The sequence below is a fragment of the Shewanella scandinavica genome (genome assembly GCF_031932065.1).
In the GTDB taxonomy this organism is placed as follows: domain Bacteria; phylum Pseudomonadota; class Gammaproteobacteria; order Enterobacterales; family Shewanellaceae; genus Shewanella; species Shewanella baltica.
Window position 1 is genome coordinate 1 of the sequence record NZ_JAUOES010000027.1, and the last position, 25,436, is coordinate 25,436.

13 protein-coding genes are annotated in these 25,436 nt (G+C 46.4%); 3 read left to right on the plus strand and 10 right to left on the minus strand.

Annotated elements, in window-relative coordinates; genetic code table 11:
- Window positions 1-849: 849 nt before the first annotated feature.
- Entirely contained in the window at window positions 850-3,447 is a 2,598-nt protein-coding gene (gene acnB, locus Q4Q50_RS18520) for a bifunctional aconitate hydratase 2/2-methylisocitrate dehydratase (RefSeq protein WP_006084352.1), read from the minus strand.
- 434 nt (window positions 3,448-3,881) lie between these two features.
- Between acnB and hxpB the strand changes: the two genes are divergently transcribed.
- Window positions 3,882-4,541: a hexitol phosphatase HxpB gene (gene hxpB / locus Q4Q50_RS18525; protein WP_259563893.1), complete on the plus strand. Its 660-nt coding sequence runs from the start codon at window positions 3,882-3,884 to the stop codon at window positions 4,539-4,541.
- A gap of 118 nt (window positions 4,542-4,659) precedes the next feature.
- A complete protein-coding gene (locus Q4Q50_RS18530) occupies window positions 4,660-5,013 on the plus strand; it encodes a DUF2845 domain-containing protein (protein ID WP_006084354.1) in 354 nt (117 codons plus the stop codon).
- Window positions 5,014-5,093: 80 nt separating this feature from the next.
- Here the strand turns inward: Q4Q50_RS18530 and Q4Q50_RS18535 are convergent, their stop codons facing one another.
- The 9 genes from Q4Q50_RS18535 to ampD all read right to left on the minus strand — a co-directional run bounded on the left by Q4Q50_RS18535 (window position 5,094) and on the right by ampD (window position 23,669).
- Window positions 5,094-7,136 carry a M13 family metallopeptidase gene (locus Q4Q50_RS18535; protein WP_259563894.1) on the minus strand — a complete coding sequence of 681 codons (2,043 nt, stop codon included), beginning with the start codon at window positions 7,134-7,136 and terminating at the stop codon, window positions 5,094-5,096.
- A gap of 218 nt (window positions 7,137-7,354) precedes the next feature.
- Entirely contained in the window at window positions 7,355-9,571 is a 2,217-nt protein-coding gene (locus Q4Q50_RS18540) for a patatin-like phospholipase family protein (protein ID WP_012588704.1), read from the minus strand.
- Window positions 9,572-9,868: 297 nt separating this feature from the next.
- Complete coding sequence (locus Q4Q50_RS18545; RefSeq protein ID WP_311900558.1) at window positions 9,869-14,362, minus strand: EAL domain-containing protein; 4,494 nt, start codon at window positions 14,360-14,362, stop codon at window positions 9,869-9,871.
- Window positions 14,363-14,818: 456 nt separating this feature from the next.
- Complete coding sequence (lpdA, locus tag Q4Q50_RS18550) at window positions 14,819-16,246, minus strand: dihydrolipoyl dehydrogenase (RefSeq protein WP_006084361.1); 1,428 nt, start codon at window positions 16,244-16,246, stop codon at window positions 14,819-14,821.
- 147 nt (window positions 16,247-16,393) lie between these two features.
- The gene (aceF, locus tag Q4Q50_RS18555) at window positions 16,394-18,385 is read right to left on the minus strand and encodes a dihydrolipoyllysine-residue acetyltransferase (protein ID WP_311900559.1); all 1,992 of its coding nucleotides are present in this window, start codon (window positions 18,383-18,385) and stop codon (window positions 16,394-16,396) included.
- Window positions 18,386-18,397: 12 nt separating this feature from the next.
- Window positions 18,398-21,064, minus strand: a complete 2,667-nt coding sequence (gene aceE / locus Q4Q50_RS18560) for a pyruvate dehydrogenase (acetyl-transferring), homodimeric type (protein ID WP_115333757.1) — start codon at window positions 21,062-21,064, stop codon at window positions 18,398-18,400.
- 81 nt (window positions 21,065-21,145) lie between these two features.
- On the minus strand, window positions 21,146-21,898 hold the full coding sequence (gene pdhR, locus Q4Q50_RS18565; RefSeq protein WP_006083345.1) for a pyruvate dehydrogenase complex transcriptional repressor PdhR: 753 nt from the start codon (window positions 21,896-21,898) through the stop codon (window positions 21,146-21,148).
- 274 nt (window positions 21,899-22,172) lie between these two features.
- Window positions 22,173-23,024, minus strand: coding sequence for a beta-lactamase regulator AmpE (gene ampE / locus Q4Q50_RS18570; protein ID WP_311900560.1), 852 nt, complete (start codon window positions 23,022-23,024; stop codon window positions 22,173-22,175).
- Window positions 23,025-23,105: 81 nt separating this feature from the next.
- Entirely contained in the window at window positions 23,106-23,669 is a 564-nt protein-coding gene (ampD, locus tag Q4Q50_RS18575) for a 1,6-anhydro-N-acetylmuramyl-L-alanine amidase AmpD (RefSeq protein ID WP_311900561.1), read from the minus strand.
- A gap of 533 nt (window positions 23,670-24,202) precedes the next feature.
- Here ampD and nadC point away from each other — a divergent pair.
- Complete coding sequence (nadC, locus tag Q4Q50_RS18580) at window positions 24,203-25,084, plus strand: carboxylating nicotinate-nucleotide diphosphorylase (protein ID WP_311900563.1); 882 nt, start codon at window positions 24,203-24,205, stop codon at window positions 25,082-25,084.
- Window positions 25,085-25,436 lie beyond the last annotated feature (352 nt).

A 25,436-nucleotide genomic window follows, 5' to 3' on the forward strand; every position in this document is an offset into this window, starting at 1 on the left:
GAATTCTGATTTTTTGTTTCTCGCACTCCTTATAAAAGAAGGGCTGAAACAAACTGTACATATTGCTATGAACACTCATCACTTTCGTGATACAGAAAATATTGATTTAAATTTTTGACTGCCAACCCGAAGGTTAAGCAGTTTCGATTAACTCAACACCTGTGAGTGTCCACACAGATTTCTTGTTTTATCTTGTTAAAGAGCAACTCAACTTCGTAAGAGAAGGTGAGTACCACACTGAGCGCCGAACGCTTCCAGGTGGCTAGGGCTGCGTATTCTACGCATTTCCCGTTTCGCGTCAAGGAGTTTTTTTAACTTCTTGCTGCGATTGAATTAAGTGCTTAAAAGCTACTCAACTCAACCTAACTCGCCAGCTTGCTTTCGCTGTCTGCCGTGTCAGTGGATGCGCATTATAGGGAGATTGAGAAAGTGCGCAACCCCTATTTTAAGGAAATTTGCAGTTAATTCATTTCCTTCAAGCTAATCACATCATACCCACCACTTACCCCCAAACTTATCCACAATTCAGTCAAACTAATGCCTTTGCTCGACATTATCCTTCTCAAAAAGCCATTAGATGATTTGTAGGTAAGTATGTAAGTAGAAGAATTTAGTCTTTCAAAAGGAAGATTAAGCGAGGTGAAGCCTGATACTTATTAGGAGCACGCCTTAGTTAATTGCCTAATAACAATGTTAGCCATTTATGAAAACCGAGCCTCTTATATGGGAGAGCCGAGACATCACTATTTAAAGGGGTTATTTGTACATATATATGTGGAGGAGAAACTGACCTACAAAAAAGCCAGCTTGCGCTGGCTTTTTACATCACGTTACCTTAACGGCAATCGATTACACGGTAGTCTGGAAAATCACTTCCGATGCCTTTTGTGTATAAGACTCGATTTGGTCGAAGTTCAAGTAACGGTAAGTGTCAGCCGCAGTGGCGTCTAACTCTTTTGCGTATTCTTGATATTCTTCAGGCGACGGCAGGCGACCTAACAGTGCAGCAACCGCAGCCAGTTCAGCAGAGGCTAAGTAAACATTAGCGCCTGTACCTAAACGGTTAGGGAAGTTACGGGTAGAAGTCGATACCACAGTTGCGCCTTCAGCCACACGTGCTTGGTTACCCATACACAGTGAACAGCCTGGGATCTCGATGCGCGCGCCTACACGACCGAAAATCGCGTAGTAGCCTTCTTCAGTCAGCTGATCTCTGTCCATCTTAGTCGGTGGTGCAATCCACAGACGAGTTGGCAGGGTTTTAGCAAACTTATCTAACATCTTACCGGTTGCGCGGAAGTGACCAATGTTGGTCATACAAGAACCGACGAACACTTCGTCAATCTTAGTTTGCGCAACAGATGACAGCAGTACTGCATCATCAGGATCGTTTGGCGCACACAGGATTGGCTCTTTGATGTCGTTTAAATCGATTTCGATCACTGCAGCGTACTCAGCATCTTTATCGGCGCTCATCAGTTCAGGATTCGCTAACCACTCTTCCATGCCTTTGATACGACGTTCAATGGTACGACGATCGCCGTAACCTTCAGCGATCATCCACTTCAGCATGATGATGTTTGAGTTCAGGTATTCGATGATAGGTTCTTTGTCTAACTTGATAGTACAACCGGCAGCAGAGCGCTCAGCTGAAGCATCAGATAGTTCGAAAGCTTGTTCAACTTTCAAGGTTTCAAGACCTTCGATTTCCAGTACGCGACCAGAGAAGATGTTGACTTTACCTTTCTTCTCAACGGTCAGCATGCCCAGTTCAATGGCTTTTAATGGGATAGCATGTACCAGATCACGCAGTGTGATGCCGGGTTGCATTTTGCCCTTGAAGCGCACTAATACTGATTCCGGCATGTCGAGCGGCATAACGCCAGTCGCCGCAGCAAACGCCACTAAGCCAGAACCTGCTGGGAATGAAATACCAATTGGGAAACGCGTATGTGAGTCACCACCCGTACCAACGGTATCTGGCAGCAGCATACGGTTTAACCATGAGTGGATAACACCGTCGCCTGGACGCAGTGATACACCACCGCGGTTCATGATGAAATCTGGCAGAGTATGATGCGTGTTCACATCAACAGGCTTTGGATAAGCCGCAGTGTGACAGAATGACTGCATAGTCAAATCAGCACTGAAACCTAAACAAGCTAAATCTTTCAGCTCGTCACGGGTCATAGGACCTGTGGTATCTTGTGAACCAACAGAGGTCATCTTAGGTTCGCAGTATTGGCCAGGACGCACGCCAGCTACGCCGCATGCTTTACCGACCATCTTCTGCGCTAGCGTGTAACCTTTACCCGTATCAGCCACGTCTTGTGAACGTACGAATACGTCAGATACGCCTAAACCTAATACTTCACGGGCTTTGTCAGTTAAACCACGACCGATGATCAGTGGAATACGACCACCAGCACGAACTTCGTCTAACAGCACTTCAGTTTTTAAGCTGAATTCTGAAATCACTTCGTCGCTGTCGTGACGCTTAACCACACCTGCGTATGGGTAGATGTCAATCACATCGCCCATTTCCATTTTGTTTACGTCAAGCTCGATTGGCAGTGCGCCCGCATCTTCCATAGTGTTGAAGAAAATCGGTGCAATTTTACCGCCAAGGCAGAAACCGCCAGCGCGCTTGTTGGGTACAAATGGAATATCATCGCCCATAAACCACAGTACTGAGTTAGTCGCTGATTTACGTGATGAACCCGTTCCCACAACGTCGCCCACATAGACTAATGGGAAACCTTGCGCTTTTAACGCTTCGATTTTTTTCACTGGACCAACGGCGCCAGCAACATCAGGCTCGATACCATCACGGGCGTTTTTCAGCATAGCTAACGCGTGTAATGGAATATCAGGACGTGACCAAGCATCTGGTGCTGGTGACAAGTCATCGGTGTTGGTTTCACCAGAGACTTTAAATACTGTCAGAGTGACTTTGTCGGCCAGTTTTGGACGGTTTAAGTACCAATCTGCATTCGCCCACGCTTCAACCACTTGCTTAGCAAACTCATTGCCTGCTTCCATCTTCTCAACCACATCGTGGAAAGAATCAAACATCAGCAGAGTGTGAGATAAGGCTTTAACGGCTAAAGGTGCTAACGCTGGGTTATCCAGCTGCGCGATCAGAGGTTCGATGTTGTAGCCGCCTTGCATAGTGCCTAATAACTCAGTAGCACGCTCAGCAGACAAAATAGGTGATTTTTCAGTGCCTTTGGCAACCGCATCTAAGAAAGCAGCCTTAACATAAGCGGCTTCATCAACACCTGGGGGAATTCGATTTTCAAGCAGGTCGAGAACGAAAGCCTCTTCACCTGCGGGTGGATTTTGAACTAACTTAACCAGTTCAGCCACTTGATGTGCATCTAATGGCTTAGGGACTACGCCCTCTGCAGCACGTTCTGCGACGTGTTTACGATATGCTTCTAGCACGGCAACATTCCTCTTTGTTTGGCGCTCTAACAACGAAACTGCACGTCTTCTTAATTGAAGCTGACAGTCCGACATGATCGACCCGTATTTCCGGCCTGCAGTATACTACAGCTTTGCAAAAGTATGAATCAGGTCACACTCGGCAAAAAGCGAAATAAGGACTAAATCCGGCGGCGAATGCCAACTTACGGGAATATTAAAACAAGTGAAATTAGACAATAGTTTGAAAACAGACAAAAAACCATACACTACAAATAGTTAACAATGTTTCATTAATTTTAAATCGAACAGGCAATTTTCAGCGCCCTAGATCAAATATGTGTAAATTTTTCTCATCTTGCGGCATTTTGGCTTTTAAGATGCGGTGCGAGAACTTACACTCAGGCTTAATTTACTGCATATCTCAGTTATTTCCCCAGTCCATCGGAGTACCAATGACATCCCTAAGCATTCAAGCCGTTATTTTTGATATGGATGGCGTTTTAATCGATTCAGAACCCCTATGGCAGCAGGTCGAGTATGAAGTGTTATCCGCACTTGGCGTGCCCGTGACCATAGAAACGATTCAACAAACCACAGGTTTACGCATCGACCAATGCGTGGATTATTGGTACCACAAGGCTCCTTGGCCTCACTACGACAATGCCAAGGTCAGCCAAGCGATTGTTGATAAGGTAGCGAATGAAATTCTGGTTAGCGGCGAAGCTATGCTGGGCGTTCACGAAGCGATTGATCACTGCCAAGCACTGGGTCTTAAAATCGGCTTAGCCACCTCCTCGTTTTACACTATTATCGAGGCGGTGCTCTCTAAGTTAGGACTCAGCGATAAATTTATGGCGGTGCAATCGGCCGAGGGCCTCACCTACGGCAAGCCCCACCCTGAAGTATATTTGAATTGCGCTAAGGCGTTAGATGTCGATCCCCGCTATTGCCTTGCGATCGAAGATTCTTTTAACGGCTTAATTGCTGCCCGAGCGGCCAATATGCAAACGCTTGCGATCCCCGCGCCAGAGCAAAGAGGCGATGCTAAGTGGGTTATAGCCCACCATCAGGCTGAGAACTTATTGGCCTTGCCGACACTCTTAGCTCAATAACGCCATAACACGCCTAGTCTCTGCTGGGCGTATAAGCTGAATTTTGGCCATATGGATAATGAGTTTTAACCATATGGATGAATGGCAGAATGCTGTTGTATGCACGAGAGGGGAGCCAATGAAGTACCTGTCTTTATTATCACCCGTATTATTACCCATGGGCTTAATACTCATGTCCGTCAGCTTGTCCGCTAATGCGGGTGGTGCCATGCACTGCAAGCAACAAGTGGTCAACACTGGCGATACCTTAACCACTGTGCTGGAGAAGTGCGGTTCGCCCAGTGATATTCGCGAATTTAGTTTACCAGCGACTTATCTCAACTCAGACGGCGACCGAGTGATCGATCCCAGCAAGTTGCCGACTGAGTATCAAGAATGGACCTATGACTTTGGACCGACACGCTTAATGCGCCGGCTTTATGCCACGGACAATAAAGTCACTAAAATCGAATCCTTAGGTTACGGACATTAATCAGCAGCATCCTTGATTATTGTCATCAATAAAAAAGCCAGACATTGTCTGGCTTTTCTTATTTCAATCAACTGCATGTATTACCAAATTTTTACACGTTCATCTGGCGTTAAATACATTTTATCGCCTTCTTTCATTTCGAAGGCTTTATAGAAGGCTTCCACGTTACGCGGCGTACCCATAGCGCGGTAGTGACTCGGTGAATGCGGATCAGTCAGCAAACGACGGCTCAGCTCTTCATCACGGTAGTTACGACGCCATACTTGCGACCAACCCACAAAGAAGCGTTGCTCACCCGTTAATCCATCAAGCACTGGCGCTGGTTTGCCATTAAGGCTCATTAGATACGAGCGTGCCGCTACGGTTAAGCCGCCTAAGTCGCCGATGTTTTCCCCTAAGGTCAAATCACCGTTAACAAACTTGCCGGGCAGTGCTTCATAACCTGAGTATTGCGCTGACAGTTGTTTACCGCGTTTTTGGAACTCTTCGCGGTCTTTATCTGACCACCAATCCCGCAGGTTACCGTCGCCATCGTACTTAGCGCCTTGGTCATCGAAACCATGGCTGATTTCATGGCCGATCACAGCTCCGATACCACCGTAGTTCACCGCATCATCGGCATCCATATTGAAGAATGGCGGCTGCAGAATCGCAGCAGGGAATACGATTTCGTTTTTCACTGGGCTGTAATAAGCGTTCACCGTTTGTGGCGTCATGCCCCATTCGGTACGATCGATTGGCTTGCCAAGCTTGTTGATCATGTCTTGATATTCAAACTGTGCGTAACGCATGTAGTTACCGACTAACTCGTCAGCCTTGATATCTAAACCTGAGTAATCTTTCCACTTATCTGGATAACCGATTTTATAGGTAAACTTAGCCAGTTTTTCTTGGGCGGCGACTTTGGTTTCTGGCGTCATCCACTCAAGTTCATTGATGCTGACTTCAAAACCTTTGATCAAGTTTTTGATCATGGTTTCCATACGCGCTTTAGCTTCTGGCTTGAAATATTGCTTAACGTACTCTTCGCCCACTAACTCACCAATCACTTGGTCGGCGCCATCAACCGCTTTTTTCCAGCGTGGTTGTTGCTCTTCGATACCCATTAAGGTTTTGCTCTTAAAGGCGAAGTTCAAATCAACAAAGTTTTTGCTCAGTAACTCGGCGTAGCTATCTACTAAGTGGAACGCGAGATAATCCTGCCAAGCCGATACCGGAAAGGTCTCGAAACCTGCACCGAGTTTTTCGAAGTAAGAGGGTTGGCGCACTATGATGTCAGAGACTTTGTCGCCTAAACCTGCGCTGGTCGCAAAGGCATTGAAATCAAATTGACCCGTTAACTTTTGCAGTTCAGCGCGATCTAACTTGTTATAAGCCTTATTGGCGTCGCGGGATTCCACTCGGCTCCACTGGCTTTTGGCGATCATCATTTCAATATCGGCAACGTTTTTAGCCGCGCGTTTAGCATCCTTGTAACCCGCTTCGGTCAGTATGTCTGTCACATATTTCGCCATAGCTTGGCGATTAGCGGCAAACTTAGGATCATCTTTCAGGTAATAATCGCGGTCCGGCAGCGTAAGGCCCGACTGGCTTAGATACACGGCGTACTGAGTTGAATTTTTAGCGTCGTTATTGACGTAAAAACCAAAGGGAATACCAGAGCCGGTCGTCAGCAATTTACCCATAACGGCAGGTAAATCAGCGTGTGTTTTTGCGGCAGCAATATCGGCCAGCAATGGCTTAAGCGGAGTAACGCCTAAGGTTTCAAGCAAATCGGTATTCATAAAGCTGGCATTGAAATCACCAATCTTCTGCTCATTCGAGCCTGCCGCGGGATTCTTTTTAGCGGCCGCTTCATCGATGATCTTTTTCAATGCATCTTGGCTTTGATCGTACAGCACAGAAAATGCGCCGTAGTTAGACTTGTCGGCTGGAATAGGCGTATTCGCTAACCATTTACCGTTAACGCTGTAATAGAAATCGTCTTGATGGCGAACTGAGGCATCAAAGTTTTGCAATTCAATGCCAGAAACCGCGGCGACTTCAGTTTTAGGCTCAGTACTACAAGCGGCTAAACCTAAACTCAGGGCGATACCCAGTGCCAGTGTGCTTATCTTCTTCATTGTTTTCCCCAGCTTCCTTAAGAATTATTATTTTTCCCGCAAAACCTTAGCATCTTGGCACGCCTCACAGTAGTAAGATTTTGTAAAAGGATATGACACTTTAGCGTCGCGCGAACCGATTCAGGCACTATGCCATCAAGGCCGTTTAGGATTTTCATCGCACAAAAAATAAGGGCACAACCTCAGTCATGCCCTCAAGACCTCACATGCATCACTCGCTAGAAGTTTTTACCCACAAATAAATAGAAGGACTTATCGCCAAGATCTGTGATCCCAAAGCCGATTGCCGCAGGTCCCATGGAAGTATCAGTACCAATGTAGAGACTCGATGCATAAATCAGATCGGTGAGGGTGACTTCAGAGCGCTCATCCCAGACATTGCCCGCTTCCAAACTCCAACCTAGATACAAAGGATAATCTGTCATACCGAGCGCATCACGCCCGAGATCATATTGATAAACAAAGGCGCCAAAGACTTTATGCGCGCCGGTCAGTGAGTCTTTATGGTAGCCAGATAGATTTAAAAATCCACCCAGCTCAGATAGATGCAGCGTATTCATCCCATCATTATCGTTGGTTGAAATCGATGCCTTACCCACAAAAGCATGATTGCCGACACTCAAGGCGCCCTTCCAGTCGGCCTCTATCTGCACACTGTATTGGTTTTGGTTATCGTCGATAATGTCATCGAAATCTTCATTGCGCACATAAACGTTTAAGGTCACGCGATTACCCGACGTCGGGAAACTAATACTGTCTAAGCTGTCGTAGCCGAATCTAAAGTAAGCTCCATAGGAGCTAAAATCCAAGTCGCTTGAAAGCCAAGCATCATTAATTATCGCGCCCTTCTCCGCCACTAAACCCAGCTCAATCATGCCCTGTGAGGTGTAGTTGTAGCCGATCCCGAGTTCTATGGTGTGGGTTTTCTTGTCGAAGGTGAGTAGACGATTGTTGTTATCGTATAAGTCCCAATTACGGGTATCGTATTGATAACGGGCGCGGCTAAAGAATTGTTGGTCTCTGTCTAATGGCTGATAGAACTCAGTCGCAAACAACTTTTCCATACCGAGTTTGATTTCATTGCGCCATTCGCCACCATTGAAGGTCAAATCCGTCATGGTATAGGCCATGTCAAAACTGATAGCAGATTCAGAGTTAAAATCATCCTCCCAGTTAAAGCCCAGTTGGAAATAATTTGGCCCCCAAGACTTAGCTTTAGTGGTCACAGTCAGTACGCGGCCGTCTTCACCCTCGACAAACTCAGCATCGACACGCTCAAACTTATTGAGGGAGTAAATACGCTTTAACGCCTCATTGAGCTCGTCCTTAGACACAGCTTGCCCAGGTTTAATGTTCAAAGTTTCCGTTAAGAGATTCAGACTCACCTTAGATTGGTTATCGAAGACAATTTCATTAACAGAATGACGCACATCTGCCATTAACAACTTACCTTTGGCTTTTTTGGCCTCGACGTAGGCGGCATATTCCTCAGGGCTCACGCTCATGCTGCTCAGCTTATCAAGCTGTCCATTAGCGGCTTCTTTGCCGAGGGTTAATGCCAAGGGCATGATAGTGAAATCTGTAGTGCTCAAGGCGTCGATCGCGGGACGGATCAACACATCCTTATCTGTCAGCAGCAGTTTTTGTTTTTCGGTGCTGGCATTGGTCAAAAAGTTGGAGAGCTGATCGAGCACGGCAATAGTGCTGTCTAATTTATCTTTTTTGACTAGAGGTGAACCAATATCGACGGCAATAATAATATCGGCGCCCATGGCCTTAACAACATCGACGGGCATATTGTTGGCAATACCGCCATCGACCAATAACTTACCGTCAATTTGAGCTGGCTGCAGCGCACCGGGAACCGTCGCAGAGGCTTGCATGGCTTTGACCATGCTGCCGTGACTGATCACCACAGGTAAGCTGGTTTCTAAATCGGTCGCCACTGCACGGTAGGGAATGGCTAAATCATCGAAATTACCAAATTGCTGTACTAGATCGGTAGACTGACGTAGAAGCTGCGACATAGTCTGACCACGCAGCAACCCACTTGGCGCCCTTACTTGGCCTTCGTTATAACCAATGTTCAGCGGAATGTTGTAGCGATCGCGTAACTGTTTATCCCTATAACTCAAAATATTGCGCGGGATAGTATCCGAGTAGCCACTGTCCCAATCAACACCCATCATGATTGCTTCGACTTCGCTGGCGCTGTAACCCAAGGAGTACATACCTGCGACATAGGCACCGATACTGGTGCCCGCGATGTAATCGACTGGGATGTTATGTTCTTCTAATATTTTGAGCACCCCCACATGGGCAGCGCCTTTAGCACCGCCGCCACTGAGTACGACACCAATTTTAAGGCGCTCTGCCGCCATCGACGGAGTCATGCACAAACACAAAATAATAGAAGCGAGTAGTTGACGCATCATGGTGAGGTTACTTTTTTATGGGATAAAAATCCGAGTTATATTACCAAACTTATCGATTTAACCGTCAGTCATATTTTATCTGGACCGACTAGTGATAAGACTGTGTACTATTTACACAAACAGATGCAGTTTAATTGAATAAATGACGAAACAAAATATCAATCATAGCTGAATATTTTGTCATTTAAATTTTAAGGACGCTGGTTTATATCTTGCTCGTATGGCCTATCGCCAATACAAATATCAAGGACGCATGATCAAACATAAGCGAGCCGATAATAGGTTATATGGTCTAGCTTAATGCTCAATAGCGAAGATTCTGTTATCTGTTTCTAAATAGCGTTCAAAATCATCCACGCACATAGGCTTAGCAAAATAATACCCTTGAATAATATAACAGCCGCGGCTAAATACTTGCTCTAACTGCTCAACCGTCTCAATCCCTTCGGCAACCACATTTAATTTAAGGTTACGGGCTAATTCAATAATACTGCTTACAATCGCCTGATCGGCCTTATTGGTGGCGATATCAATCAAGAAGGAGCGATCGATTTTTAAGGTATTCACCTCAAAATGGCGTAAATAAGCCAGAGAAGAATAACCCGTCCCAAAGTCATCAATGGCAACTTCAATCCCCAAGGATTTCAATCGCGAGAGATGATCTTTAGCCACGTGCAGCTCTTTCATCAATACGCCTTCAGTAATTTCTAAGCCTAAAGACGCCGTCGGCATTTGGGTTTCATGCAGAATTCTTTGTATGTCTTCAATAAAATCTGGCTGCCTGAAATGCACCGCCGAAATATTAACCGACAACTTAAAGGTAGAGCCATAACGTTTCGCCCACTGTGCTCCCTGCACACAAGCTTGCCTTAACACCCAGCGGTCAATATCGACAATTAAACCGCAGGCCTCGGCGACTTTGATGAAAATATCGGGACGAATAAAGCCGTCCAGCGGATGTTTCCAGCGAATTAATGCTTCCATTCCGATGAGCTTATCGTTACGTAAAATATCAATCTGCGGCTGGTAATAAAGCTCGAACTCTTGCCGCTCTATGGCTTTACGTAAATCGGCCTCAAGCCGTAAATGATAGAGGGCTTGGGCATTACGCTCAGAGGAATAATATTGGAAATTCCCCCGCCCTTCTTCTTTGGCGTGGTACATAGCAAGATCGGCATTCTTGATAAAGGCCTCGGGCTGCACCGCATCATCGGGCCAAATACTGATGCCAATACTGGTCGAAATATAAAACTCACGGCCATATAACTTAAAAGGCGCCACAATTTGTTCCAGCAGCCGCTCGGCAATGTGGTTTATCTCATCAATGCTGTTGGCATTTCTGAGTAAAATCACAAATTCATCGCCGCCAAAACGGCAGAGCATATGCTCGCTAGCAATACAGGATTGTAGTCGGCTTGAGGCTTCGACCAGTAAGGCATCGCCCATGCTATGACCATAGGAGTCATTAACATGCTTAAATCTATCGAGATCCAAGAACAGTAGCGCCAATTTCTCGCCCGTTTGCTGCGCGGCCTGAATAGACTGTAATAGGCGACTAGAAAATAAGGAGCGGTTTGGCAATCCCGTAAGCACATCGTAATTGGCTAGGCGGCGTAAATCGGCTTCGGTTTGTTTACGTTCGGTAATATCCGAGAATACCACCACATAATGGGTCACTTTACCGTTGGCACTTTGCATCACAGATACGTTTAGCCACACAGGACAGGGTTGCTGACTGGCGTTAATTAACTCACGCTCGCCCGTCCAAGACTGGCTATCACTGAGGAGTTGCTTAATTTCCGATGCCAAACCGTCATTCATCTGTACAAATTGGGTAAAGGATTGGCCTACTAAGTCAGCAGAATCGATGCCGATAATTTGCTGTGCCGCGTAATTCGCCACGCGAATACTGCCTTCGACATCTAAAATCAGTACACCTTCAGATGTGTTACCAAACGCTTTTGCCAGTAAATTCACTTCATCTTCTAACTGGCGTTGCACGGTAATATCACTATAAATCCCTGCGACCCGCTCAATCTCATTGGAGTGCTTATTACGGGCAACGGGCCGCCCTCTTACCCTTAACCAGCCCCAATTACCATCCTTGCGCTGATAACGATACTCGGCTTCGAATCTATCTATCTCCCCCGATATCATGCTATCCCACTGAGCGAGCGCTTTTTCCCTATCCTGTGGATGCACAGGCAACTCTGCTAAGCTCACAACAATCTCATTGGCATGGGTACCGAGAACTGCACCGCGATTATCAAGATGAAATGCCTGAGTATTTTTATGCCATTCCCAGAGATCCGAGTCACTACCGCGCAAAGATTGCCTCAGCCTGTCATCACTCTCAGTTAATGCCAGATTCATCTGCTTAAAGGTATTGATCTGGCGTTGCCGATACCAAGCAAGACTTAAGGCAATAATAGAAAATAACAGCAGTAAAATGCCTTTAAAACCTTGGGATAACCACCAATGCTGCTCAACATAAAAGGGATAGGTAAAAGGTTTATCGGACCATATTCCATTGACCTGACTTAAAATATCTAAAACATAACCACCCGAAGCTAAACCTGCGAGGTTAATCTGCGACTCACCCTGAAGCAGCACATAATTACTCTCTTCATCTTGATAACGTAATCGGTATTTAAATTGGATGGGCGAATCATCGAGATAATCTAAGTTAGTGATTTGAAAACTAACCATATTGGCTTCGGGTTTTATGGTCATCAGGTTGCGCGGCAACAGGGACACTTCGGTCGTGTTGTTATAGTACACAGAGACAGATTCAAGCATCACATGGTCATCGGTAATGCGATTGGCCAGCCTATCGACATCAAGTCGCATCACGCCCTCGGGCGTGCCTAAGTAAAAGCCTGTTTTAGGTGAGTAAAAATAGGCGCCTTCGTTCATCTCATCGGAAATTAAACCATCGAGTTGATTAAACATGGCAATCTCGCCCGTTTGGATATCCTGTCGCACCAAAGAATCCGAGCAGCCCACAAGATTAGACTTGGGCGTTTTTTGAATAAAAAACACTGAACTACAATTTAATTGCCACTCGGAGGTCAATGAAATTAACGATCCCGTTTGCTGATGGTATTCAAATAAACCTTTTTCATAGGAGCCGAACCAGATCACCCCAGGTGACATTTCTTCAATATGACTGACCGTGGGTTGTGCTGCAAAAGCATTAAACAACTGCCGCTGATCATGAAACTCGTTTTGGCTGTCGATGTAACCAAAGACTTTTTTACCGCCCACCCACAAACGATCGTCGGAGGTACGATAAATAGTGCGGATCACGGGGCGCTTAGGGCCGTCAAACTTGTTCGATGACTTATCAATATCAAAGGGCTGAGGTTCGTACAGTCCCATTTCCCAAAAATACAGCCCTGTTGTGGTCGCAATCCAAACACGTCCTTTCAGTTTGGGGTCACGATAGGTTTTATAAATAAGCTTATTTTTAAAATCATCATTGCCGTGAGTCCATTTAGAAAAGCTACTGCCTTGCAAAGTGTCTTTATCGACAACAAAAAGGCCGCTGGTCGTCGATAACAGTAAATAATGCCCCTCAAACGCACTGATATCGTAAATACTTTCATGGGGATTAAATCCCTCAATTGGCACGTTAAACGCTTTGCTACTGCCTTTTGCAATAAAATCTAAACTGGAAGAACCTAACCAAACCCCTTCATCACTGGCATGCACTGACCAAGTCATGGCATCGCTCAGTTGATAGGGTTCATCGCCAGTATAAGTATCGAGGATGAAATCAGGCTGTGACGCCAATAAAGCCAATCCATCGCCTGAGCCTCCGACCCACATCAAGCCTGCATCATCAAACAACATGGCTTTCAGCGTTTCCATGTTGGCCTCAGCCTTCAACTCTTTTTGATAGTTTTCAATCTGCCGCGTTTCGGGCGACCATTTCAATAAACCGATGCGACTGGAAAACCACAGATCCCCTTTAGCATCCTCAATGATCACTGTGCTCCAATCGGGCAATTCTAGCACGGGGATAATTTGCCTAGAAATTTGATCTAATTGATAAACGCCGCGTCCGGTCGCAATCCAGATCCTATGTTGAGAATCCTCTAACATATCGAGAATACTGCCCATAGATTCAGTCCAAGAGTATTGGAACACCCGCTCGCCATTTTGCTCCAGCAACTCTAATTGCAAGGTTCCCGCGACCAGCATTTGACCGTTAGGCATGACCAGCAATTTGCGCCAAGGAAGATCGCGATTAACCGGCAACTGAGTAATGAGGCGCAGTTCGGACTTTGAAGGGGAGAATTCATAAATCTGGCCATTATCAATTAACAATCGCCATGTTTTACTATTCTTTCGGGCTGCCGAGACCAGCGCACCACCGGGAAACTGCGGGAATAAATAGGGAGAACCAAAGGCGGTAAATTGATTTTGGACAATATCGTAGAGGTAAATTGCGGCGTTGGTGCTAACCAATAACTTGTCACGTTCTATGTTTACTACTGAGGTTAAAAAGTCATCTGACAGTCGCGATTCGGTGCCGATTTTATCGATACGCCGCACCTTAGAATTACTGACTCGATACAAGCCCTGCTCAGTCGCGGCCCATACAAAACCGTAATCATCTAAGGCCAAGCCTCGGATACTGGTGACCGCTAAACCGTCCCTATCAGTAAAAACTCGCTGCACAAAACCGCCCGCCCAAGCCGAGTGGACGCAAGTCAATGAAAGGATGAAACATGTCAGAATTGTTCTAATTATTTTTGTTTGCATGTGACGGCTTACTTCATACATATACCCAAACCACCTCAAAATGCAGAATTCAGCGGCTGATGTTAACGGCATGGTAACGCACTTTCAGCAAGGCTATTTATTGCTCCTGCATAAATGGCATTCACGACATATATGGCGATTGCGGCTATTTGTAGGCCTAGTGGGCTAAGTCAAAAATAGCCAACACGGCATAAAGTGCGTTACCCCGTGGTTAACATCAGCCACCGGGACGGAGCACCCAGGGCACTCCACTTCCGTGTTGCATCAATTCAAAAGGTGGCCGACATTTTTTCATTGATGCGCCTTGAATTGAAGCACCCTGGGCGCTCTGAAACTCGTATTTTGAGGTCGCTTGGGTATAACTGTACTGTAGCAGCTCAATCCTATCAATTCATCCGCTTGTTTACATAAAAGTTACAAAAAAATACAGGCAATAAAAAAGCGCTCAAATGAGCGCTTTTTTAATCGACAGCTAAATTACTTTTTCTTTGCCTTTGGGTTTGGCAAATCAGTAATAGAACCCTCGTACATTTCAGCTGCTAAGCCCACTGATTCGTGCAGTGTTGGGTGAGCGTGAATGGTTAATGCTAAATCTTCAGCATCACAACCCATTTCAATCGCTAAACCGATTTCGCCTAACAGCTCGCCGCCGTTAACACCAACAATCGCACCACCGATTACGCGATGAGTGTCTTTGTCGAAAATCAGTTTAGTCATGCCTTCACTCGCATCAGATGCGATAGCGCGGCCGCTTGCTGCCCATGGGAAAGTTGCGGTTTCGTAAGCAATACCTTGCTCTTTCGCTTCTTTCTCAGTTAAACCAACCCAAGCGACTTCTGGGTCAGTGTAAGCAATTGATGGGATCACTTTTGGATCGAAGTAGTGCTTCATGCCAGCGATAACTTCAGCCGCTACGTGGCCTTCGTGCACGCCTTTGTGAGCTAACATAGGTTGACCAACGATGTCACCAATTGCATAGATGTGCGGTACGTTAGTACGCAGTTGCTTATCAACCTTGATAAAGCCACGCTCATCAACGTTAACACCTGCTTTTTCTGCATCTAACGACTTGCCATTAGGTGCACGGCCAATTGCTACTAATACCGCATCGTAACGGACTGCTTCAGTTGGTGCGCTCTTACCTTCCATAGAAACATAGATACCGTCTTCACGGGCTTCTACCGCTGTGACTTTAGTTTCAAGGATCAGGTTGAATTTCTTCTTGATTTGCTTAGTGAATACGCGAACAACGTCTTTATCAGCTGCTGGGATCACTTGGTCGAACATTTCAACCACGTCGATCTCGCTGCCTAAAGAAGCGTACACAGTACCCATTTCTAGGCCGATAATACCGCCGCCCATTACTAACAACTTACCTGGAACTTCTTTCAGTTCTAATGCGTCAGTCGAATCCCAAATACGTGGATCTTCATGCGGAATGAATGGCAGTTTGATTGGGCGAGAACCCGCAGCAATGATCGCTTGCTCGAATTGAACCACTTTGACAGTGCCATCTTCAGCAGTCACTTCTAGCGTGTTAGGGCCAGTGAATTTACCAAAACCGTTAACCACGTTAACTTTACGCATTTTGGACATACCGCCCAATCCGCCAGTTAATTGGCCAATGACTTTTTCTTTAAAGCCACGTAACTTATCTAAATCGATAGTTGGCTCGCCGAAAACCACACCGTGAGCAGCAACGGCTTTGGCTTCTTCGATAACTTTAGCAACATGTAATAGGGCTTTAGATGGGATACAACCCACGTTAAGACACACGCCGCCTAAAGTGCTAAAACGTTCAACGATAATGGTTTCTAGACCTAAGTCCGCTGCACGGAAAGCCGCAGAATAACCTGCAGGACCTGCACCTAATACCACTACCTGAGTTTTGATTTCGTTACTCATGTTTTCCTCTAATTCTCATTCAATCCGTTGGAGGAGCTATCCTGCCAACCGAAAATGCGCCAGCGCGTAAGGTGGGCGCATTTTAACCTGTGTTTGATACTGATCACAATAAACAAAAGGCCACTCAAGATGAGCAGCCTTATATGCTTACAGAACCAAAGTACGAATATCGGACAGAATTCCTGACAGCGTCACACTAAAGCGTGCAGCCATAGCACCATCGATCACGCGGTGATCGTATGACAGCGACAATGGCAACATCAATTTAGGTTCGAACTCTTTACCATTCCACTTAGGCTTAATTTCAGATTTAGACACACCTAAAATCGCCACGTCTGGGTAGTTAACGATAGGCGTAAACGCTGTACCGCCAATGCCACCTAAACTTGAAATAGTAAAACAGCTACCTTGCATATCTGCAGATTTCAGCTTGCCATCACGGGCACGGATAGAGATATCAGCCAGTTCACGAGATAACTCGATAATGCCTTTCTTATCCACGTCACGCACGACTGGCACAACCAAACCGTTTGGCGTATCAACCGCCACACCGATGTGGAAATACTTCTTCTGGATCAGTGATTCGCCATCGCTACTTAAGCTTGAGTTGAACACTGGGAACTGTTGCAACGTTTTAGCCACAGCTTTTAGCATAAACACTAAAGGCGTGATCTTGTAATCGGCTTTCTTCTTCGCCGCTACATCGTTTTGCTGCTTACGGAACTCTTCCATTTCAGTAATATCAGCTTCATCGAACTGAGTCACGTGCGGAATAGTTACCCAGTTGCGGTGTAAGTTAGGGCCAGAAATCTTCTGGATACGGCTTAATGGAATTTCTTCCACTTCACCAAACTTACTGAAATCAACTTTAGGTGCTGCAATCACTTGCAGACCGCCGCCGTTACCTGAACCCACAGAGGTTGCCGCAGTGGCTTTCGGACGAGACAGTTCGTATTTCACATACGCCTGTACGTCTTCTTTCATGATGCGACCTTTACGGCCAGTACCAGCAACTTGGGTCAAGTCGACACCAAATTCACGGGCTAAACGACGTACCGCAGGAGACGCATGTACCGCACCGGTAGACACAGGCGTACCTGCGCTTGGGTGGTGTGGCACTGGAGGACGGCTTGCAGGTGTTGGGGCTGCAACGGGCGCCGCGCTCACTGGAGCAGGAGCTGCCGCTTGAGCTACAGGTGCAGGAGCTGCACCTGCAGTCACAGTTTCAATCGTCGCAATAACGCTACCTTGAGATACCTTGTCACCCACTTTAACAGTCAAAGACAGCAGTTTACCGGCGAATGGCGCAGGCACTTCCATGGTGGCTTTGTCAGTTTCAAGGGTAATCAAACCTTGGTCAGCAGTGATTTCATCACCAACAGACACGAGCACTTCGATCACATCGACATTGCTGGCATCGCCAATATCCGGCACTTGAATTTCTTTTACCGCAACCACGCTTGCCGCAGGTGCAGCAGGTGCTGCGGCCACTGGCGCTACCGTAACGGCAGGAGCCGCTTGGGCAGCAACAGTTGGCGCGGCTGCAGGTGCAGCGCCGCCAACTTCAAGCATGATGACTAAAGAGCCTTGCGACACTTTATCGCCAACTGCGACTTTAACGTCTTTAACCACACCCGCGAATGGTGATGGCACGTCCATCGTCGCTTTGTCTGTTTCTAGGGTAATTAAACCGCTATCCACTTCAATCTTGTCACCGACAGCAACCAGGACTTCGATAACCGACACATCAGTGTCGCCACCGATATCAGGTACAGTCACTTCAACCACTTTGGTTGCGCCAGTCGCAGGAGCAGCAGCCACTGGGGCTGGAGCCGCTTGAACTGGTGCAGATGCCGGTGCCGCCTGAGCGGGTGTTGCAACTGGAGCAGCAGCTGCCGCGCCCGCTGCTTGCATCATAGCAATCAAAGTACCTTCAGATACTTTATCGCCCACAGCCACTTTCAATTCGGCTAAAACACCGGCGAAAGGCGCTGGAATATCCATAGTCGCCTTGTCGCTTTCGACGGTAAGAATCGATTCTTCTGCCGCTAGGGTATCACCCACAGCCACACAAATTTCGATCACTTGCACTTCATCGCCGCCGATATCAGGAACAAAAACTTCTTTTAATTCAGCCATTTTTATTACCTCTTACGCGTACTGTGGATTGATCTTGTCAGCGTCGATACCATATTCTTTAATGGCTTTTGCTAACACATCGACAGGCAGCTCTTTGCGATCAACCAGTGATTTCAGTGCCGCAATAACGATGAACTTAGCATCCACTTCGAAGTGGTGACGCAGATTCTCGCGGCTGTCTGAACGACCGAAACCGTCAGTACCTAACACTTTGTAATCGGTAGGAATATAAGCACGTAACTGTTCGCCGTAAATCTTCATATAGTCAGTCGCTACGATTGCAGGTGCATCACTTGAAATCACTTGGCTGATATAGGCTTGTTTTGGCGTTTCGGTTGGGTGCAGCATGTTCCAACGTTCAGCGGCTTGACCATCGCGAGTCAATTCGTTGAAGCTAGTCACGCTAAATACGTCGGCAGTAATACCGAAGTCTTTCGCCAGTGCTTGCGCCGCTTTACGGGTTTGTTCAAGGATAGTGCCACAGCTCATTAACTGAACTTTGCCTTTACCTGAGCCCGCAACCGTTTCTAACTTATAGATACCTTTCACTATGCCCACTTCCGCGCCTTCTGGCATGGCTGGTTGCTCATAGTTTTCGTTCATCGTGGTCAAGTAGTAGAAGATATCTTCTTGATTCTCGCCGTACATACGACGGATACCATCTTGTACCACAACGGCAATTTCGTAGCCGTAGGTTGGATCGTAAGAAATACAGTTAGGGATAGTGTTCGCCAAAACGTGGCTGTGACCATCTTGATGCTGTAAACCTTCGCCGTTAAGCGTTGTACGACCTGAAGTACCACCGACTAAGAAACCACGAGCACGCATGTCACCCGCAGCCCAAGCCATGTCACCAATACGTTGGAAACCGAACATTGAGTAGTAGATGTAGAACGGGATCATAGGTGTATCGTTGACAGAGTAGCTAGTCGCAGCCGATACCCATGAAGACATGGCACCAAGTTCGTTAATCCCTTCTTGCAATACTTGACCGGTTTTATCTTCACGATAATAAGCCACTTGGTCAGAGTCTTGCGGTACGTATTTTTGGCCTTCGTGAGCATAAATACCCACTTGACGGAACAGACCTTCCATACCGAAAGTACGGGCTTCGTCAGGAATAATTGGCACAATGTTTTTGCCAATTTTCTTGTCTTTCAGCAATGCTGTCAGCACACGAACGAATGCCATAGTCGATGAAATTTCACGGCCGTTTGAGCCCTGTAAAATCGAATCGAAAATCTTCAGTGACGGCACTTCCATCTCTTCAGTGAACTTTTGACGACGTTGTGGCACGCTACCATGCAGCGCTTCACGACGGCTCATCATGTACTTCACTTCTTCAGAATCTGGACCTGGGTGATAGAAAGGCAGATCTTCTAACTGGTCATCTGGGATCGGGATATTGAAACGATCGCGGAAGTAACGGATAGACTCAACGCCCATCTTCTTCACGTTGTGAGCGATGTTTTTACCTTCACCCGCATCACCTAAGCCGTAACCTTTAACGGTTTTAGCGAGGATAACCGTTGGACGGCCTTTGGTTTTTTGTGCATGTTCCAGTGCAGCGTAAACTTTAACTGGATCATGACCGCCGCGGTTTAAGCGCCAAATGTCGTCATCTGACATGTTAGCAACCATTTCGGCCGTTTCAGGATACTTACCAAAGAAGTGTTCGCGTGTATAAGCGCCACCTTTGGCTTTACAGTTTTGGTATTCACCGTCAACGGTTTCTTCCATCAACTGCAGTAGTTTACCGCTGGTGTCACGGGCCAATAATGGATCCCAGTAACGACCCCAAATCACTTTAACAACTTCCCAGCCTGCGCCGCGGAATTCGCCTTCAAGTTCTTGGATGATCTTACCGTTACCACGTACAGGGCCATCAAGACGCTGTAAGTTACAGTTAACGATGAAGACTAAGTTATCTAATTCTTCACGGGCTGCTAAACCGATCGCGCCTAAGGCTTCTGGCTCGTCACACTCACCGTCACCTAAGAAACAGTAAACAGTTTGTGCTGAACAATCTTTCAGACCACGGTCAGTCAGATATTTCAGGAAACGGGCTTGATAGATGGCTTGGATTGGACCTAAGCCCATAGAAACCGTTGGGAATTGCCAGTAATCCGGCATCAGTTTTGGATGTGGGTATGAAGACAGACCCTTGCCATCCACTTCTTGACGGAAGTTAGCCAGTTGGTCTTCGCTTAAACGACCTTCTAAGAATGAACGCGCATAAATACCAGGGGCGATATGGCCTTGGAAATACACGAGATCGCCACCGTCTTTTTCATTCGGTGCACGGAAGAAGTGGTTAAAACACACATCATAAATCGTCGCGCTTGAAGCGAAACTTGAGATATGGCCGCCCAACTCTAAATCTTTCTTAGAACCACGCAGAACCATAGCCAAAGCGTTCCAACGGATGATGGCGCGAATGCGACGTTCCATCTCTTGGTTGCCAGGCATGTGAGGCTCTTGACCCGCTGGGATAGTGTTCAAGTAAGCCGTTGTGGCATTGTAAGGCAAGTGAGTGCCATTACGACGCGCTTTATCGATCAGCTTCTCTAGTAAAAAATGCGCGCGCTCTGGGCCTTCCTGTTCCAACACGGCTTGCAGGGCATCAACCCATTCCTGAGTCTCTAATGGATCTACGTCTTGTAGCATATCTTCAGACATGACACTGTCCTTCTCTATATACATGATAATGAATGGTGTTTGCGGCATATTCCGATTTAGCAGGCAGCTAAACTACAGAACTTAAGCGCCACTCTTTAAACGGCGCAAGCTTCGCTGCAACCGGCTATCTTCTTCCCGCACAGATAACATCACCTCTTCGATGTAACTTAAGTGTTCATTCGAGGCTTCTCTGGCGGCTTCGGGATCACGACGAACGATGGCAGCGAGCAAGGCCCGTCTGTGATCGTTAGCCATAGTAGAAGCTTCTTCGCGGCGGCTTAAAAGCTCCAAGTTTTGCGCCACATTTTGATGCAGCACAGGGGTTAAACTGAGAACGAGGTGTAACATAGCCACGTTATGTGACGCTTCGGCAACGGCACGATAAAAACGCACAATGGCGGCGGCTTGTTTTTCGATATCTGTGGCGGCTTCCACCTCGAGGATCATACGTTTGATATTTTGCATATCGGCGTCAGTACCACGCAGCGCCGCAAAATAAGCCATCATACCTTCGGTAGCATGACGGAACTCCAGCAAGTCGTATTGACTCTCTGGATCAGAATTCATAAGTTCAACGATAGGATCGGCAAGGCTCTGCCAGAGTTGCTCTTTGACATAAGTACCACCGCCTTGGCGGCGCATTAACAGTCCTTTTGCCTCAAGCTTTTGGATAGCTTCACGCAAAGAAGGTCGAGACACTTCAAACTGGATCGCCAGTTCGCGTTCAGGCGGTAACTTCTGACCGGGCTGCAAACTGCCCTCTAAGATCATCTGCTCTAATTGAGCCATAATCACATCAGAAATTTTTGGCTGATTAATTTTACTATAGGCCATCAGGCGCTCAGCTCCGTTGTAAATTGGTCTTACCAATTTTTTTGAGTGAGCGCACTTTATCAAATCAGCGTTTTGATGTCCAGATTGAAGATCACTCCTTAAAAGCGATCTCGATCGAAAGCACTCACGAAGAGAGAGCATAGCGGAAAAAAATGTCTATGGGGTCAGACCATTTGACAAAAGCACGGGCTTCGCCCTACTAGGCGCTGTAAAAGCGCAGCGGATAGATTCTAGAAGGAGCGTAGCGACGTCCTAGCAGCGAAGCGTCCTTCCTTTAACTCACCAACCCAAAAATGGTCAGTAATGAAAGTATTGCAACAATAAGTGTAAAGTTGCGTTTACTGAGCACTAATAATGCTAAGGTTGATTGTACACATATAGGTGCACTTGCGACCTCAGGTAAAGGTTGTGCCGCTAATGCCGTTTCAGCAACCACAGTGCGAGCGCTCACATTTAAGGTCAATCCATTACGGCGCCACGCCGCTAAACCTTCACTAAATTGACCACTTAAAGCATAACCAAAGGCGAAAATCCGGCTCGGTAACCAATCCAGTAGCGTAATCACTTCGTTGACTAAGGGTAGCTCTAGGGATTTACGGGCATTCTCTTCGGCATAAAAACGTACCGTGCAATACAGTACCGCACCGACTGGACCTAAAAAAATGAAAAACAGCGCCACTGCACCATAATAACGATAGTTAATCCAAGCAACACTTTGGCCCACTTTGGCACCAAGGTCTTTCTCGGATACAGCATCCAAACACTCGCTACAATCGAGTTCGGCGGCATAATGGTAACAAGCTTGGACGTCTGAGCGACAAGCGGCTTGCATATATTTTTTGAAAATATCACGCTGTTTCTGATGGTTAAAACAAACCACGGCCACAACAATCCATAGGGCTAAACTTAATAAGCCCCAAAACATTCCCGCCACTAACCAAAATAAAACATATACCAACAAGGCTGGTAGCACTAACGCCAACGCCATCATCACGCTTGTCAGTGACGCTTTATCACCAAAAAATGTTGTCTGATAGGATTGCAGTAAACGATCAAATTGCCATGATGAAGGAAGAAATTTAAGTCGCTCCACTAAAATGGCGACCAAGAGTGAAAATAATGCCATGGGCTGTACCTCTATAATTTGTCCATAAATAGTCTAGGTTTATATGGAATACGTCTAAAATCCAAAAAGTTAAGTGATTAACTAAGGGCGCAACGCCTGAGTATATTCCTTTAACTTGCCTAAATATCCTTCCCAATCAAAACTTTGCCCTGGGTCCGTTTTCCGCATTGGCGCAATATCACAATGACCCACAATCCGTTCAATACTCAACAATGGATATTCTACCAGTAGGGCTTGTGTTAACTCGATGAGTGACTGATATTGCTCAGGAGTGTAAGGCTCAGTATCTGTGCCTTCCAGTTCAATACCAATGGAAAAATCATTACAATTATCTCTCTCACCATAACGAGACACCCCAGCATGCCAAGCCCTGTCATTACAGCTTACATATTGGACACGCTCGCCATTGCGGCGGATCAAAAAGTGCGCCGAAACTTGCAAGCCCTGCAACGGTGCAAAGCTGGAATCGGCATTAGTATCTAAACACCCTTGAAATAATTGATCAATGTAAGGTAATCCAAAGCAGCCTGCGGGCAGACTAATATTGTGGATCACTAACAAACTCACTTCATTCAAGGGACGTTGATTAAAATGTGGCGACTCACAACGCCTCGCACTATTACACCAACCCGAATCAAACCGCATTATGAGCTTATCCTCTATGCCACATATACCCAAACAACCTGAAGATGCAGGATTCAGCGGGAATGTAACACACTTTAGGCAAGGCGGTTATTTGCGGACCTAGTGGGCTAAGTTAAAAATAACCAACACGGCATAAAGTGCGTTACAACCTGCCGGAACGGAGCGTCTAGGGCACTCCACTTCCGTGTTGCATCAATTCAAAAGGTGGCCGACATTCTGTCATTGATGCGCCTTGAATTGAAGCACCCTAGGCGCTCTGAAACTCGTATATTCAGGTAGCTTGGGTATATACTCGGTTACTCTAACAGTATTCAGCCGAGCAAAGAAGAAACCCAGCACACGGAACTGACTGACCTCATCATCTTTTAATATTGAGATCATGGAGCAAGCCATTCACTCCCAACATAAATAAGCCAGAGGCTAAGTCCTGCAGCACAATCCTCCACGCTGTTCCGTGAGACCTAAGGCCGTGGTAATCTTAACCTAAGATGCAAGTAGGTCGTCAGTAATTAAAGAACGCAAGGACCCCGCTCATGTTAGAAAACGATATTCGTCAATCAGTAAAATCCGCCCTCAGTGAAGACTTAGGCGGCATCGAAATCAACGAACACACTAAAGCCATAGCCTATGGCGATATCACAGCAATGTTGATCCCCGCCGATAAGTACGCTGAAGCCACTTTAATCACCCGTGAAGAAGGCGTTTTTTGTGGAAAAGCATGGGCCGAACAAGTTTTTAATCAACTCGGTGGGGAAGTCGCACTGCATTGGCATGTGGATGATGGCGATCTGGTGTTACCTAACCAACTACTGTGTGAACTATCGGGCCCAGCGCGCACGATTCTCACCGGCGAACGCACGGCAATGAACTTTATCCAAACCCTGTCTGGCGTTGCGACCTTAACTAAGCATTATGTCGATAAACTGGTGGGCACTCACACTCGCCTATTAGATACTCGCAAAACCATTCCAGGCCTGCGCACCGCCCAGAAATATGCCGTCACCTGCGGCGGCGGCAAAAACCATCGCATTGGCTTATATGATGCATTTTTGATTAAAGAAAACCACATTATGGCCTGTGGTGACATTCGCCAAGCCGTAGATACCGCCCGCAGCTTGTACCCGAGTAAACCCGTTGAAGTCGAAGTGGAGTCACTCGAAGAGCTCGCCTTAGCACTCGACTCTAGCACAGATATCATAATGTTAGATAACTTCGACATCACTAAGATGGTCGAAGCGGTTGAAATGAACAATCAATATAAAGCTAAAGGCGCCGGCGCTAAGCTCGAAGTCTCTGGTAATGTCACCTTAGATACCCTAGCCGAATTCGCCAAAACAGGGGTGGATTATATCTCAGTTGGCGCACTCACTAAGCATGTTCGCGCCTTAGATTTATCACTCAGATTAAAAGCTTAAAACCGCCGGATGTTAGCTGGTAGTGGAATGTTCTCGCAAAGTACCGTAAGCACATTCCACTCATAAAATATTAAGGCGAAATACCTTTGTTTTGTAGGGCTCCTGCAAACCAAATGCAAAATCGTGCCTGCACTACCATACTCAGCATTCACCCTCACGATGCACCCAACCCGTCACCAATTTGACAACATAGAGACACACGCCAGCTAAACTGATATTGTCAAAAAGTTGTTATAACCTAACCTGTCGATAAGTTAGCCTTTTATACAAAAACAACACTTTATTAGTACTTTATACTTAATTTTTGTTTCCTTTTACCTAACTTTGTACTAACTTTTACCAAGGCGAGATG

Coding starts and splice junctions, on each gene's coding strand:
- aceF (WP_311900559.1), bottom strand. CDS start 18,385: ATGGCTGAATTAAAAGAAGTTTTTGTTCCTGATATCGGCGGCGATGAA.
- pdhR (WP_006083345.1), bottom strand. CDS start 21,898: ATGGCCTATAGTAAAATTAATCAGCCAAAAATTTCTGATGTGATTATG.
- ampE (WP_311900560.1), bottom strand. CDS start 23,024: ATGGCATTATTTTCACTCTTGGTCGCCATTTTAGTGGAGCGACTTAAA.
- ampD (WP_311900561.1), bottom strand. CDS start 23,669: ATGCGGTTTGATTCGGGTTGGTGTAATAGTGCGAGGCGTTGTGAGTCG.
- lpdA (WP_006084361.1), bottom strand. CDS start 16,246: ATGAGTAACGAAATCAAAACTCAGGTAGTGGTATTAGGTGCAGGTCCT.
- hxpB (WP_259563893.1), top strand. CDS start 3,882: ATGACATCCCTAAGCATTCAAGCCGTTATTTTTGATATGGATGGCGTT.
- Q4Q50_RS18530 (WP_006084354.1), top strand. CDS start 4,660: ATGAAGTACCTGTCTTTATTATCACCCGTATTATTACCCATGGGCTTA.
- nadC (WP_311900563.1), top strand. CDS start 24,203: ATGTTAGAAAACGATATTCGTCAATCAGTAAAATCCGCCCTCAGTGAA.
- aceE (WP_115333757.1), bottom strand. CDS start 21,064: ATGTCTGAAGATATGCTACAAGACGTAGATCCATTAGAGACTCAGGAA.
- Q4Q50_RS18540 (WP_012588704.1), bottom strand. CDS start 9,571: ATGATGCGTCAACTACTCGCTTCTATTATTTTGTGTTTGTGCATGACT.
- Q4Q50_RS18535 (WP_259563894.1), bottom strand. CDS start 7,136: ATGAAGAAGATAAGCACACTGGCACTGGGTATCGCCCTGAGTTTAGGT.
- Q4Q50_RS18545 (WP_311900558.1), bottom strand. CDS start 14,362: ATGTATGAAGTAAGCCGTCACATGCAAACAAAAATAATTAGAACAATT.